We start from the raw sequence: 15215 nt of genomic DNA, 5'->3' as shown, positions 1-15215 counted from the left end.
CGGGCAGGACACGTCCTGCTATCGCTACTTTCGCTCGATGCCTTCACCTTTTCCCTGGACCAGGGCGCTGGCGCTCAGCGTGCTCGCGCTCACGTCCCATCGGATGCTTCCGCAGGAACGCGTCCGGTTCGTGGAGAACAAGGGGCAATGGCCGGAGGCCGTCCACTTCAAGGCGGATGTGCCCGGAGCCACCGTCTGGTGCGAACGGAACGCCCTGCTCATCGACCGGTTCGATGCGCGCGAGGTGCACGCGGCCCACGCCCATGAGGGCGGAGCGCCGGTGAGCGACCGCCGCCCCGTGATCCCCCACCACGTTCTGCGTCTGCACTTCGCCGACGCCACGACCAGCCCGCGCACCAAAGGCCACGAGCAGCAGCCGGGGCTCCACCACTTCTTCCTGGGCAACGATCCCGCGCGCTGGGGAAGCAACGCCCGCTCGTTCTCCACCGTGGAATGGAGCGCCATCGCTCCGGGGATCGCCCTGCAGCTGACCACCACCTCCAATGGCTTGAAGTACGATCTGCACCTGGCGCCCGGCGCCGACCCGGCCGGCCTGCACCTTCGCTATGAAGGGGCTGATGGCCTGCGCATCCAGGACGGACAACTGGTGATCGGCACCGCCCTCGGACCCGTGGTGGAGCGCATCCCGCTGGCCTACCAGGTGATCGCCGGCCGGCAGGTGCCTGTAAGCTGTGGCTACCGCCTGAAGAACGGCCGCATCGGCTATGCCCTTGGCCCCTACGACCCGCGGCATGAGCTGATCATCGACCCCACGCTGGAGTTCAGCACCTATTCGGGCGCCACCACGGACAACTTCGGCTACACGGCCACTTTCGACGACCTGGGCTTCCTGTACAGTGGAAGTTCCAGCTTCGGCAGCGGCTACCCCACCACCATCGGCGCCTACCAGACCACCTGGAACGGCGGCGACGGGCAGGGCACCATCGTGGGTACGGACATGGCGATCACGAAGTACGACACCTCCGGCACCTTCCTGGTGTGGAGCACCATGCTGGGCGGACAGGGTGATGACCTCCCGCACAGCCTGATCGTGAACGCCAACGATGAGGTCTTCATCCTGGGCACTACAGGTTCGCCGGACCATCCGGTGAGCACCGGGGCCTTCCAGCCCACCTTCGCCGGAGGCTCCACGTACACCCCACAAGGCATCGGGGTGAGCTACCCGAGCGGCAGCGACATGCTGGTCGCGCGCTTGAGCGCAGATGGCAGCCAGTTGCTCGCCGCCACCTTCCTCGGCGGTACGCAGAACGACGGTCACAACAGCGCTCCGGCGCTGAAGTTCAACTACGCCGACGAGATGCGCGGCGAGATCCTGTTGGACGATGCGGGCCGCGTGATCGTGATGAGCTGCACCCAGTCCAGCGACTATCCCGTGAGCCCGAACGCTGCGCAGACCGGGTTCGGAGCGGGCACCCATGATGGTGTGATCACTAAGCTGACCTCCGACCTTGGCTCTTTGGTGTGGAGCACCTTCCTGGGCGGAGGGAACGCGGACGCCGTCTTCGGCGGTGAACTGTTCGCCAACGGCGACCTGTTGATCTGCGGGGGCACGAACAGCACCGACCTTCCGGTGACCTCGAACGCCTACCAAGGCAGCTACCAGGGTGGCCTTGCAGATGCCTTCGCCGCCCGCTTGTCCGCGGATGGATCGACCGTGCAGGCCTGCACCTTCTACGGTTCCAACGCTTACGATCAGGCCTACTTCGCCGACCTGGACGACCAGCAGAACGTGTTCCTGTTCGGACAGACCCAGGCCCCCGTCGGGCAGCTCATCCTCAACGCCCCGTACAACGTGCCGAACGGCGGCCAGTTCATCGCCAAGCTGAGCCCCGACCTCCAGAGCTGGGTGCTGGGCTCCCGCTTCGGGCTGGCGAACGGCACACCGTCCATCAGCCCCACCGCCTTCCTGGTCGACTACTGCGACAAGCTCTACGTGAGCGGCTGGGGCAGCAACATCGGCATCGGCCCGCCCATGACCACCACAGGGCTGCCGGTGACCCCGGACGCCTACCAAGGCACCACCACGGGCAACGACTTCTACCTCGCCGTGTTCGAGGTGGACATGAGCGCGCTGACCTATGCCACCTACTTCGGTGGGATCGCGAGCAGCGAACATGTGGACGGCGGAACGAGCCGCTTCGACCGCCGCGGGCGCGTGTACCAGAGCGTGTGCGCCGGCTGCGGCGGCAACTCGGACTTCCCGATCGAGCCCGACCCCGGAGCGTGGAGCCCGACGAACAACAGCCCGAACTGCAACAATGGCGTGTTCAAGTTCGACTTCGACGCCCCCTTGGTCGTGGCCGCCGGCAATGCCCCCGACACGGTGTGCGCGAACACGCCGGTGGACTTCGCCAACTTCAGCAACGGGGCCACCTATCTCTGGGAGTTCGGCGACGGCGACAGCTCCACGCTGGTGGAACCCACGCACCTGTACCCAGGCCCGGGGAACTACATCGTGACGCTCACGGCCTTCGACCCCAACAGCTGCAACGCCGAGGACCAGACCTCCTTCACCGTGGTGGTGGTGGACGCCGCGCCTCTGGTGCAGGCCATGCCCGACACCACGCTCTGCGGCCCGCTCGGCTCCTTCCTGCTCACGGCCACCAGCAACGGCACGGCGACCAACTGGCACTGGAGCACCAACGCCCAGTTCACCGACATGTTGAACGCCACCTCGGCCGACAGCACCGCCCTGGTGCAACCGGCGATCGGCGGCACCTACCATGTACGGGCCGATGCCGGGGGCTGCCAGGTGACCGACAGTGTGACGGTGACCGTGTCGCTGGCGATCATCTCCCTGTCCCCGGACCAGCTGATCTGTGCCGACGAACAGGCCCAACTGGTGCTGATCGGCGCCGACCCCGGGTCCGTCATCACCTGGAGCCCCGCCGCGGAGGTCCTGGCCGGCCAGGGCACCCCCATCGCCACCGTGGCCCCATCGGAGACCACCGTCTTCAGTGTCACGGTGACCGCGCCGAGCGGCTGTTCGTGGTCGGGCACGGTGACGGTGGAGGTGAGCCCGGTGAACGCCGCAGACGTCAACGCCACCGTCGATCAACCCATCGTGGTGTCCGGTACGCAGGTGCAGCTCAACGCCACACCGGGCTCGGGTGTCACCTACAGCTGGACGCCCACCACGGTGAGCAACCCCGCCATCGCCGCGCCCACCGCCGTGGTGACGACCAGCACCTGGTTCGTGGTGACGGTGAGCGACGGCATCTGCACCAAGTCGGACTCCGTGCTGGTCACCGTATATGAACTGAACTGCGACGAACCCGACATCTTCGTGCCCAATGCCCTCACCCCCAACGGCGACGGCAACAACGATGTGCTGTTCGTGCGCGGACGCTTCATCACCGACCTGGAGTTCAAGGTCTTCGACCGCTGGGGCGAGAAGGTGTTCGAGACCACGGACCAGGCCATCGGCTGGGATGCGACGTACAACGGCAAGGCGGTGGACCCGGCCGTCTTCGTCTACCACTTGCGGGTGCGCTGCGCCGATGGGCAAGAGCTGTTCAAGAAGGGCAACGTCACGGTGATCCGCTGATCCGATGCGCCGCATTCTCCTTCCGGCCCTCGCCACCCTGCTGCTCGCGTGGTCCGATGGTGCGCACGCGCAGGACATCCATTTCACGCAGTTCTTTCATACGCCGCTGGCCACAAGCCCGGGGCTGATCGGAGCCTTCGACGGCGACCATCGGGTGCACGCCATCTTCCGGCAGCAATGGCGTGCGGTCACCCGTCCCTACCGCATCTTCGGCCTCGGCTATGACGCGGCCAACGCCTTCGGCAAGCGGGGCCTCGGTGTGGGGCTCTGGCTCTTCAACGACAACGCGGGCGACTCGCGGCTGAACACCTTCCAGCTGGGCGTGGGCCCCAGCTGGACGCTGGCCCCGGGCAGCGGGCGGCATGCCGTCACCGCCGGCATGCAGCTGGGTTTCACCGCGCTGAGCCTGAACGACGACCAGCTGAGCTTCGACGCCCAGTACAACGGGTTCTACCACGACCCCAGCCTGGCCACGAACGAGGACTTCCAACGCGCCTCGCTCGTGCATCCCGACCTGCATGCCGGTGTGGCCTACCGCTTCCGTCCCGCGCACCGCCAGTTGATCCAGGCAGGCCTGGGCGTGTTCAACCTCACGCGCCCGCGCATCGGCTTCCTGGGCAGCCCGCCCGAACCGCTGGACCTGCGCACCACGTTCCATGTCATCGGCCAGCTGCCCTTGAGCACCAGCTTCGACCTGCTGCCGAACATGCAATACATGGCCCAGGGGAGGTTCCGGGAGCTGCTGCTCGGCGTGATGCTGCGCTACATCCTGGTGGACCGTTTCGGCACCCTGCGCGCCCTGCGGATGGGCGGCAGCTACCGCGCGGCCGATGCTGGAACGATCTACGCCGGACTGGAGTACGACGACTGGACCGCCGGGCTCAGTTACGACATCAACACCAGCGACCTGGTGCCCGCCAGCCGCAACCGGGGCGGTTTTGAAGTAACGGTGACCCGCGTGTTCCGCCGCCGGCCGTCGGTACCGGCCCGGTTCAAAGCCTGTCCGCATCAGCTATGAGGAAGCGCCACACGCTGCTGCTGCTGCTGCTCCTGCCCACGGCCCTGTTCGGCCAGGGGCTCGCCCAGTGGATCGCCTGGGGCGATGCCGCCTTCGCGCGCGGCGACCACTACGGTGCGTCACGCTTCTATGGTGAAGCCCTGAAGCGCGAACCCGGTCGCATGGCCCTGCAATGGAAACAGGCCGAGGCCTGCCGCCTGAGCGATCAATACCCCGAGGCCGCCGCCTTGTACGACCGCGTGTACCGGAAGGACATGGGACGGCAGTACCCCGACGCCCTGCGCTGGCAGGGTGAGATGCAGCTCTGCGCCGGCGATCACTCAGCCGCGCTGGCCACCTGGCGAAAGGTGCTGCAGAAGGAGAAGGACAGGGGATCGCGCACGGCGGAGCGTGCGGCCAATGCCATCCGTGGCTGCGCCCTCGCCGACAGCCTGGCGCGCAGTACCCCCACCATCAGCGTGGAGCACCTGCCCGAGCCGCTGAACAGCTTCGCGAGCGAGTTCGCCGCCCGGCCGGACAGCTCCGGGGCGCTGGTCCTGAGCTCGCTGCGCGGCGAGCTGGCCGATGACAACACCGTGGTGGACACCAACGCCTACCATGTGGCCATCTACCGCAGCGCAGCGGCCGGTGAGGCCTGGTCGAGCCCCGCGCATTACCCGGACAGCGTGCCGGGCGAGGACCGCGCGAACGGCAGCTGGAGCCTCGATGGACGCCGCTTCCACTTCACTCGCTGTGTGAACGGCGACTGCGGCATCGTGGTACAGGACCTGGCCTCGGGCGAGGTCCGTCCGCTGGAGGGCCTGGGCGATGGCCATCATACACAGCCGATGGTGGCTTCGGTGGACGGCGTGGAACGCCTCTTCTTCACGAGCGACCGCGCCGGCGGTGTGGGCGGCATGGACCTCTGGTGGGGCCGCCTGGAAGGCGGTACGGTCACGGACCTCTATCCGTTGCCCGGTGCGGTGAACACCCGCGGCAACGAGACCTGCCCGCATTTCGACCCCGCCAGCGGCACGCTCTCCTTCAGTTCCGACCACCTTCCGGGCATCGGTGGATACGACATCTTCACCAGCACCCGGCAGGACGACGTGTTCGGCGCTCCGCTGCATGCGGGGGTGCCCGTGAACAGCCCTGCGAACGACCTCTACCCCGTGATGGACGGCCGCACGGGCGTGGGCTATCTCACCAGCAACCGCGTGGGTTCCCTGGCGAAGAAGGGCGAGACCTGCTGCAGCGACATCTACCGGGTGCGCCTGCCCGCCCCGCTGGTGGCCCAGGAGCCACCGCCGCCGGCCGACACCGTGCACAGCACCCGGCAACGGCTGGCGGACCTGCGCAGCAAGCTGCCCGTACGCCTCTACTTCCATAACGACGAGCCCGACCCGCGCAGCTGGAAGAAGACCACGGACCGCAGCTATCCGGCCACCTTCACGGACTACGAAGCGCTGCTGCCGCGCTACCGTGCCGAGCTGCATGATCCGGCCGCCGCGGCCGCTTTTGAACGCTTCTTCATCGAGGAGGTGCGCAAGGGACTGGACGACCTGAACGCCGCCGCCGTGGTGCTGCGCGAAGCCATGGAACAAGGTCAGCGGATCGAGCTCGTCGTGCGCGGCTTCGCCAGCCCGCTGGCCAAGAGCGACTACAACGCCAACCTGTCGTTGCGCCGCATCCAGAGCGTGGTGAACCATCTGCGCAGCATTGACGGCGGCTTCTTCATCCCGTTCCTGGAAGGCACCGCTCCGAACGGCGGCCTGCTCACCATCACCCCGGCGCCCTTCGGTGAGGAGAAGGCCGCCACGGGAGTGAGCGATGCACTGGGCGATGTGCAGCGGTCCGTGTACAGCGTGGAGGCCGCGCGGGAGCGCCGCATCGAGATCGAACAACTGCTCGAGGTCCCCGCCGAAGGCGTCACCGTGCAGGTGGACCGCACCCTGGTGGACCTGGGCCGCATCCCCATCGGCGCGGAGCAACAACTGCGCTTCCATCTGCATAACCGCGGAACACGACCACTGCTGTTGATCGAGGTGGAGTCCGACTGCGGATGCACCACGGCAAAGCCGACCGCGAACCTGATCGCTCCGGGCGGCAGCACCTCCCTGGACATCACCTTCAACGGCCGTGCGCAGGAAGGGGCCATGATGCGGCGCGTCCGCGTGCTCACCGACGGCGAACCGTCGGAGATCTTCCTCACCATCACCGGCACCATGGTGCCCGACTGACCCATGCGACTCCTGCTGCTGAGCAATTCCACGCTTCCCGGCGAGCCCTTCATGCAGTGGCCCCGTCCGCACCTGTCCGCCTTTCTGCCCGCACCCGCGCGCATCGCCTTCGTGCCCTACGCCGCCGTCACCTTCACCTTCGATGCCTATGCCGATGCGGTGGCCGCACCCTTCGCCGAACTGGGCCACACCCTGGAGAGCGTGCATCGCAGCGACGATCCCGCGGCCGTGGTGGACGCGGCCGACGCCGTCGCGGTGGGCGGGGGCAACACCTTCCAGCTGCTGCGGCTGCTGTACAAGCACGATCTGCTGCGCGCCATCCGCCGCCGGGTGCGCGAGGGCATGCCCTATGTCGGCTGGAGCGCGGGAAGCAATGTGGCCTGCCCCACGATCATGACCACCAACGACATGCCCATCACCGAGCCGCCCAGCTTCCGCGCGCTCGACCTGGTGCCGTTCCAGATCAACCCGCATTACACCGATGCCCGGCTGGAAGGTCATGGTGGCGAGACCCGCGACCAGCGGCTGGCCGAGTTCCTGGTGGCGAACCCGCAACGCCGTGTGATCGGCCTGCGCGAAGGTTCCCTGTTGCACGTGACCGACGAGCGGATGCGGCTCGTGGGCCGTCCCGCACGCCTGTTCCGTGCCGGGACCGACGCGGTGGAGCTCGCCGAGGGCGCCGATCTGCGCGTGGACCTGGCCGGCCACTGACGGTCGCCGCGCCGCTATGTTTGTGCGGCCATCATGGACCCCGCCCTCGACCGTCTGCTCGACAAGCTCGGCTTCAACCTGCTGCTGCTCGCGAAGGTCGCCCTCATCGTGGCGCTGGCCTTCATCCTGGAACGGATCATCCGCATCCTGCTGAAGCGCGGCTACCTGCGCAGCGACCAGGGCAACGAGGACCGTACGCGCTACCGGTTCCTCCGGAACGCCACGCGGTTCATCGTGGGCCTGGTGGCCGCAGGCGCCATCATTTACACCATCCCCAGCTTCCGCCATGTGGCCGTCACGCTCTTCGCCGGTGCCGGCATCCTGGTGGCCATCATCGGCCTGGCCGCGCAGGGCGCCTTCAGCAACATCATCAGCGGGGTCTTCATCGTCAGCTTCAAACCCTTCCGCGTGGGCGACTCGCTGCAGGTGGCCGGGCACATGGGCGTGGTGGAGGACATCACCCTCCGGCACACGGTGATCGTGACCGGCGAGAACCGGCGTGTGATCATCCCCAACTCCAAGATCAGCGATGAGACGATCGTGAACAGCACCGTGGTGGACCAGGCCATCTGCCAGTATGTGGAGGTGAGCGTGGGCTACGGGACCGATGCAAGGCGCGCGATGCAGGTGCTGCAGGAAGTGTGCCTGGCCCACAAGGACCGGCTGGACAAACGCACCCCCGAAGAGAAGGCCAAGAACGAGCCCATCGTGGCGGTGCGCCTCATCGCCCTCGGCGAATCGGGGCTGTTGCTGCGCGCCTACGTCTGGGCCAAGGACGCCCTCACCGCGCGCATGATGCACTTCGACCTCAACCTCGCCATCAAGGAACGCTTCGACCGCGAAGGCGTGGAGATCCCCTACCCGCACCGCACCGTGGTGCATAAATACGAGGGCGGAGCACCGCCGGGCCATGGGCATGAAGCGGGTGCATAGCCGCGCCGGAAAGGTGGGCCTGCCACCGGGATCCCTGGTGCAGGTGGCCGGCGATGCCGTGGAACGGGGCACCCTCCGTGCCTTCGTCTATGATGCGGACACCTACACCGAAACGAAGGCGCCGGACCTCATGGCACTGCAGCTACCTCCGCCGCAGGGCATGGTGTGCTGGGTGGACGTGGACAGCCTGCACGACGGACAGGTGGTGACCGCCATCGGCGAGCGCTTTGGTCTGCACCCGCTGTTGCTGGAGGACGTCCTCAACACCGACCAACGGCCCAAGCTCGAGGAGTACCAGGACGATCTGTTCGTGGTGGTGAAGATGCTCGCCATGGACGAGGACACCGGGTCCATCGATGTGGAGCAGGTGAGCCTGGTGCTCGGACGCGGGCATGTGATCAGCTTCCAGGAGCGGCCCGGCGATGTGCTGGACCCCATCCGTGAGCGGATCCGCCACAGGCTCGGCCGCGTACGCAAGAGCGGCGCCGACTACCTCCTGTACGCGCTGCTCGACGTGATCGTGGACAACTACTTCCTGGTGGTGGAAGAGCTCGGCCGACGCATCGAGCGCCTGGAGCGCAAGGTGACGGTGCGCCCGGGCAACGAGGATCTGTTGAGCCTCCAGGAACTGCGCGGATTGCTGATCACCGTGACGCGCTACGTGACCCCCGCCCGCGAACTGGCCGGCCGCCTCAACACCCTGCAGAGCCCGCTGATCGACAAGAACACCCGGCGCTACATCAACGACCTGCAGGACCACACGGTGTACATCGCCGAGACCATCGCCACCTTCCGCGACATGCTCGCGAACCTGGAGAACACGTACCACGCCGGGGTGAACCTGCGCATGGGCCAGGTGATCAAGCTGCTCACCATCATCAGCACCATCTTCATCCCCCTCACCTTCATCGTGGGGGTGTACGGCATGAACTTCGACCACATGCCCGAACTGCGCTGGCGGCACGGCTACTTCCTGGTGATGGGCCTGATGGCCGTGATCGCCGGCGGCATGTTGGTGTGGTTCCGGCGGAAGCGGTGGCTGTGATCCTGTTTTTTCTCCAGCGGGTCCGGGGGCTTCCTCGTGCCCGCTACTTTTGCCCCGTTCCGCCCATGACCAAGCGCGCCGCCGGACTCAGCGACCAGACCTGGTCGGCCCTGCTCATCGCCGTGGGCGGCGCGGCCTTCGTGCCGCACGGGACGCCCGCCACCGCCTTCCGCTGATGACCGCGCGCGTGCCCCTCCGGCCCTCCCCAGCCGCCTTCGCGCACGCACGACCGCCCGTTCAGGCCGCGCCCGGCCCGCATCTTCCGCGCTCCATCCGCACGGCCCTCTCCGCATACCCCCATCCGCACCTCCGCGCATGAAGACCCGCTACATCGACCTCATCGAGCAGACCTTCGACTTCCCGAAGGACGAGTTCGGTCTGGACGGCGACCACCTCACCTGGAACGGCGTGGACCTGGTGCCCCTGCTGGAGAAGTACGGCACCCCGGTGCGCATCACCTACCTGCCGAAGATCGGCGAGAAGATCGACCTGGCCCGCGCCAGCTTCGCCAAGGCCTTCAAGGAGCACGACTACCAGGGCGAGTACACCTACTTCTACTGCACCAAAAGCAACCACTTCAGCTACATCATCGACAAGGTGCTGGACAAGGGCGTGAACCTGGAGACCAGCAGCGCCTATGACATGGAGATGATCGAGCTCCTGCTGGAGCGCGGCCGCATGCCCAAGGACGCCATCATCCTGTGCAACGGCTTCAAGGACGAGCGCTACATCCGCAACATCGGCCGCCTGGCCAACGCCGGCCTGCGCGTGATGCCCATCATCGACAACATGGCCGAGATCTACCAGCTGGACGAGGTGATCACCGGCCCCTGCGACATCGGCATCCGCATCGCCGCCGAGGAGGCGCCCAAGTTCGAGTTCTACACCAGCCGCCTGGGCATCGGCTACAAGGACATCATCCCCTTCTACATGCGCAACGTCAGCAAGCAGCGGAAGTTCCGCCTCAAGCTGATGCACTTCTTCATCAACACCGGCATCACCGACACGGCCTACTACTGGAACGAGCTCAGCAAGTGCGTCAACGTGTACTGCGACCTCAAGAAGCTCTGCCCCACCCTGGACACCCTCGACATCGGCGGTGGCCTGCCCATCAAGAACAGCCTCAACTTCAGCTTCGACCTCGACTACATGATCGGCGAGATCACCGGCCGCATCAAGGACATCTGCGCCGAGAACAAGGTGAAGGAGCCCCACATCTACAGCGAGTTCGGCAGCTTCACCGTCAGCGACAGCGGCGCCACCTTCTTCAGCATCGTGCACCAGAAGAAGCAGAACGAGAAGGAGCGCTGGAACATGATCGACGGAAGCTTCATGACCACCCTGCCCGACACCTGGGCCATCAGCAAGCGCTTCATCATGCTGCCGGTGAACAACTGGGCCGACGAGTATGAGCGCGTGTTCCTGGGCGGCATGACCTGCGACAGCGACGACTACTACAACAGCGAACAGCACATCAACGCCATCTACCTGCCGCGCTTCCGCGAGGACCGCCGCCAGTTCATCGGCTTCTTCAACACGGGCGCCTACCAGGACACCCTGGGCGGTTTCGGCGGCATCCAGCATTGCCTGATCCCCAAGCCCAAGCACGTGCTGCTGGACCGCGCCGCGGACGGCTCGCTCACCGACCGCCTCTTCGCCCCCGAACAGAGCGCCGAACGCATGCTGCAACTGCTGGGCTACCTGCCCCAGGAGGAAGCGGTGCGGAAATAGCCCTCCGACCGTCGTCCGGACCGTCCACGCTCCGCTTCTATCTTTCGCCCCGCCGCTCCCCTCCCCCCCGAAGGGAGCCCTCCCAACACCCCCCTGATGAGCGCACGCCCCATCTCCGCCTTCCTGGAGAAGCACTTCCTGCACTTCAATGCCGCCGCCCTGGTCGATGCCGCCAAAGGCTACAAGGCCCACAAGGCCGCCGGCCGCAAGATGCTCGTGTCCCTGGCCGGCGCCATGAGCACCGGCGAGCTCGGCAAGATCCTCGCCGAGATGATCCGCCGCGGGCAGGTGGACATCATCAGCTGCACCGGCGCCAACCTCGAGGAGGACGTGATGAACCTGGTGGCCCACGACCACTACGAGCGCATCCCCCACTACCGCGACCTCACCCCGCAGCAGGAGCGCGACCTCCTCGACCGCGGCATGAACCGGGTGACCGACACCTGCATCCCCGAGCACGAGGCCTTCCGTCGCTTGGAGAAGCACGTGCTCGACCTCTGGACCGCCGACGACAAGAGCCGCCACCGCCGCTTCCCGCACGAGTATTTCTACGCCATGATCAACTCCGGCGTGCTCCAGCAGTACTACCAGATCGACCCGAAGGACAGCTGGATGGTGGCCGCCGCGGAGCGCAACCTGCCCATCATCTGCCCGGGCTGGGAGGACAGCACCCTCGGCAACATCTTCGCCGGTCATTGCATCACGGGCGATTGCAAGCCCTCCATGATGAAGAGCGGCATCGAGTACATGATGTGGCTGGCCGACTGGTACACCCGCGAGGCCGGCCGCGACGGCATCGGCTTCTTCCAGATCGGCGGCGGCATCGCCGGCGACTTCCCCATCTGCGTGGTGCCCATGCTGCACCAGGACCTGCAGCGCGAGGAGGTGCCCTTCTGGAGCTACTTCTGCCAGATCAGCGACAGCACCACCAGCTACGGCAGCTACAGCGGCGCCGTGCCCAACGAGAAGATCACGTGGGGCAAGCTCGACATCGACACCCCCAAGTTCATCATCGAAAGCGATGCTACTATTGTGGCCCCGCTGATCTTCGCCTACATCCTGGACATGTGAACCCGCCATGCAACGCCTGATCCGCTCCTTCAACACCCTGACCGACGAGCTGCGCGAGAAGCTGCAGGAGCAGTATCCCGACGGCATCGACAACTCGCACATCCGCGCCATCAGCACGGCCAAGGGCGAGACGCTCCGCGTGATCGAACTGCGCACCAGCGAGGCCATCTACCTCATCAAGATCAACCCCGAGAGCCGCGCCGAGATCGAGGAGTTCCTCGACCAGGACGATGGTGCCGCCGCCGTGTCCGAGGAGATCGAGGGCGATGGCCTGGAGGGCGCCGAGGACGAAAAGGAAGAGACGGACGATGCCGGTGAGGAGGAGGAGGATACGGACGAGGACGACACCGACGAGGACGCCGACGACGGCGGTGACGAGGGCGAGGCCGACGACGACGAGGACTGACCGGTCCACGCAGGCCCACCAACCGGGCGCTGCTCATAACCCGCTCCACGGGCCTGCTCCTCCGCGCAGGCCCGTGGTATTTTCGGGCGACCCAGCCAGGCCCCACCCACCATGAACGGCATCTTCCACCTCGCCTTCGCCACCACCGACCTCAAACGCATCAAGGCCTTCTACGGCAAGTTCCTCGGCTGCAAGGAGGGCCGCAGCGCCGCCACCTGGGTGGACTACGACTTCTTCGGCCACCAGCTCACCATCCAGGAGGTGCCCAAGCTGATCAAGACCGCCCGCATCTACAATCCGAAGAGCCCCGCCTCACCCACGGGCGTGCCCAGCGACCACTGGGGCATCGTGCTGTCCATGAGCGACTGGAAGAAGCTGCGCGACAAGCTCAAGAAGGTGGGGCTGCCGTTCCTGATCGAGCCCCGCACCGTGATGAAGGGCGAGGTGGGCGAACAGGTGAGCCTCTTCATCGAGGACCCCGACGGTCATGCCATCGAGTTCAAGGCCTTCGCCGACCCCGACGCGGTCTTTCAGCGGGACTGATCCCCGCGTTGCCGATGCTCAATAGGTGCGCGCCGCGAGCAGCTGGCCGCTCGGGTCGTACTGCGCCCCATCCACCAGCCGGCCGTCGCTGAAACGCAACCGCCCGGTGTTGCCATTGAAGGGGTCGCGCAGCTCCCAGGTGCCCGTGCGCACGCCCCGGTCGAACTCGGCCCGCGTCAGCAGCGTGCCGTTCGCCGCGAACTGCTGCCACAGCCCATCCCGGCGTCCATCGCGGAAGGCCCCCATCTCCTTCACCCGTCCGCTCTCGAAGTAGGTGATGAAGCGCACCGAACCGCCTTCGCGGTACAGGGTGCTCTTCAACCGACCGTTCGCGTGGTGTTCCTGCTTCAGCAGTTCCTGCGCGGAAGCCGGTGCGAGCATGAGCAGCGCGAAGAGGGCCAGAAGAGTGCGCATGGGGTGGAGCGTTTCCGGTTGAACGTTCCAAAGATAAGGATCGTTTCACCACAACTTTACATTATCTTAACATGACAAGGGACCCTGCCCGGCGCGTGCACCTCCCTACTTTAGCCGCCTGCGGCCATGGTCTTCAGTTCGCCGGTCTTCCTCTTCCTCTTCCTCCCGCTGACGCTCCTGGCCGTGTGGCTCTTCGGCCGCCGCGGGCAGAACACGGTGCTGCTGCTGGCCAGCCTGCTGTTCTATGCGTGGGGTGAAGGCGCCTACGTGCTGTTGATGCTGGCCACCGTGCTGGTGAACCACCTGTGCGGCCTGGCGATCCACCGCGGCGTGCGGCCCCGCCTGTGGGTGGGTGTGGCCGTGGCCCTCAACCTGGCCACGCTCATCGCCTTCAAATACGCCAACTTCCTGGTCGACAGCTTCAACGCCGTGACCGGCTCCTTCGGCCTGGCCCCGGTGGAGCTGGCGCCGGTGCACCTGCCCATCGGCATCTCCTTCTTCATCTTCCAGGGCATGAGCTATGCGATCGACGTGTACCGGGGCACCGCCGAGGTGCAGCAGCGCCCCGGGCCGCTCGCGCTATACATCAGCCTCTTCCCGCAGCTCATCGCCGGCCCCATCGTGCGCTACCAGGATGTGGCGCGGCAGATCGACGACCGCAGCACCGACCTGGCCGGCTTCGCCAGCGGCGTGCGCCGCTTCATCGTGGGCCTGGCCAAGAAGGTGCTCATCGCCGACCACTGCGCCCGCATCGCCGACGGTGTCTTCGCCCTCCCGTCCGATGACCTGCCCCTGCCCACGGCCTGGCTGGGCGCGGTGGCCTACGCCGTGCAGATCTACTTCGACTTCAGCGGCTACACCGACATGGCCATCGGCCTGGGTCGCATGCTGGGCTTCCGGTTTTTGGAGAACTTCGACCGGCCCTACATCGCGCGCTCGGTGCGCGAGTTCTGGCGGCGCTGGCACATCAGCCTCAGCACCTGGTTCCGCGACTACCTCTACATCCCCCTTGGCGGAAGCCGGCTCAGCGCTGGACGCACCTACCTCAACCTCTTCATCGTCTTCCTGCTCACCGGCCTGTGGCACGGCGCCAGCTGGAACTTCGTGGTGTGGGGCCTGGTGCACGGGCTCTTCCTGGTGATCGAGCGCGCCGGGCTCGGCCGCCTGCTCGACCGCGCGCCGCGCCTCGTGGGCCATCTCTACACCCTCGTGGTGGTGCTGATGGCCTGGGTCTTCTTCCGCATCACCGACCTCACCGAGGCGTGGCACTACATCCTGGCCATGGTGGGCGTGAACCCCGGCGATGCCGTGCTGAACCCGCCCGCCCTCTTCGTCACCCACAGCACCCTGGTGGCCCTGGGGATCGGCGTGCTCGGCGCCCTCAACGTCCACGCGCTGGTGGGTCGCTGGACCGGCCTGCGCCGCACCGAGCCCCACCTGCCCGGTGGCGTGCGCGGCGCCCTGGAAGTGGCGGGCCTGCTGCTGCTCTTCGTGGGCGTGGCCATGGCCGTGGCCAGCACCACCTACAGTCCCTTCATCTACTTCCGCTTCTGACC

The 15215-nt window shown here is 66.5% G+C and carries 12 protein-coding genes; 11 read left to right on the top strand and 1 reads right to left on the bottom strand.

Annotation, left to right across the window (positions count from 1 at the left end):
- The first annotated feature begins 37 nt into the window (after window positions 1-37).
- The 10 genes from IPJ87_03180 (at window position 38) to IPJ87_03135 (ending at window position 13245) form a co-directional block, all read left to right on the top strand.
- On the top strand, window positions 38-3568 hold the full coding sequence (locus IPJ87_03180) for a gliding motility-associated C-terminal domain-containing protein (protein ID MBK7940870.1): 3531 nt from the start codon (window positions 38-40) through the stop codon (window positions 3566-3568).
- A gap of 4 nt (window positions 3569-3572) precedes the next feature.
- Window positions 3573-4586, top strand: a complete 1014-nt coding sequence (locus tag IPJ87_03175) for a PorP/SprF family type IX secretion system membrane protein (GenBank protein ID MBK7940869.1) — start codon at window positions 3573-3575, stop codon at window positions 4584-4586.
- Complete coding sequence (locus IPJ87_03170; GenBank protein MBK7940868.1) at window positions 4583-6805, top strand: DUF1573 domain-containing protein; 2223 nt, start codon at window positions 4583-4585, stop codon at window positions 6803-6805. Before IPJ87_03175 ends, IPJ87_03170 begins: the two co-directional genes overlap by 4 nt.
- 3 nt (window positions 6806-6808) lie before the next feature.
- Window positions 6809-7516, top strand: coding sequence for a dipeptidase PepE (gene pepE, locus IPJ87_03165; GenBank protein MBK7940867.1), 708 nt, complete (start codon window positions 6809-6811; stop codon window positions 7514-7516).
- A gap of 33 nt (window positions 7517-7549) precedes the next feature.
- Window positions 7550-8449 (top strand): mechanosensitive ion channel family protein, encoded by a 900-nt coding sequence (locus IPJ87_03160; protein MBK7940866.1) that lies wholly within the window; start codon window positions 7550-7552, stop codon window positions 8447-8449.
- Entirely contained in the window at window positions 8433-9494 is a 1062-nt protein-coding gene (gene corA, locus IPJ87_03155; protein ID MBK7940865.1) for a magnesium/cobalt transporter CorA, read from the top strand. Before IPJ87_03160 ends, corA begins: the two co-directional genes overlap by 17 nt.
- Before the next feature lie 315 nt (window positions 9495-9809).
- Complete coding sequence (locus tag IPJ87_03150) at window positions 9810-11225, top strand: arginine decarboxylase (protein MBK7940864.1); 1416 nt, start codon at window positions 9810-9812, stop codon at window positions 11223-11225.
- Window positions 11226-11321: 96 nt separating this feature from the next.
- Window positions 11322-12296 (top strand): deoxyhypusine synthase family protein, encoded by a 975-nt coding sequence (locus IPJ87_03145; protein ID MBK7940863.1) that lies wholly within the window; start codon window positions 11322-11324, stop codon window positions 12294-12296.
- Window positions 12297-12303: 7 nt separating this feature from the next.
- Complete coding sequence (locus tag IPJ87_03140; protein MBK7940862.1) at window positions 12304-12702, top strand: hypothetical protein; 399 nt, start codon at window positions 12304-12306, stop codon at window positions 12700-12702.
- A gap of 111 nt (window positions 12703-12813) precedes the next feature.
- A complete protein-coding gene (locus tag IPJ87_03135) occupies window positions 12814-13245 on the top strand; it encodes a VOC family protein (protein MBK7940861.1) in 432 nt (143 codons plus the stop codon).
- 18 nt (window positions 13246-13263) lie between these two features.
- Here the strand turns inward: IPJ87_03135 and IPJ87_03130 are convergent, their stop codons facing one another.
- The gene (locus IPJ87_03130) at window positions 13264-13659 is read right to left on the bottom strand and encodes a hypothetical protein (protein MBK7940860.1); all 396 of its coding nucleotides are present in this window, start codon (window positions 13657-13659) and stop codon (window positions 13264-13266) included.
- Window positions 13660-13785: 126 nt separating this feature from the next.
- On the opposite strand from IPJ87_03130, the gene IPJ87_03125 reads away from it, so the two are divergent.
- Window positions 13786-15213, top strand: a complete 1428-nt coding sequence (locus IPJ87_03125; GenBank protein ID MBK7940859.1) for an MBOAT family protein — start codon at window positions 13786-13788, stop codon at window positions 15211-15213.
- The last annotated feature ends 2 nt before the right edge of the window (window positions 15214-15215 follow it).

The organism is Flavobacteriales bacterium (assembly GCA_016713875.1).
GTDB lineage: Bacteria > Bacteroidota > Bacteroidia > Flavobacteriales_F > PHOS-HE28 > PHOS-HE28.
This window is presented reverse-complemented; position numbering and strand designations above follow the sequence as displayed.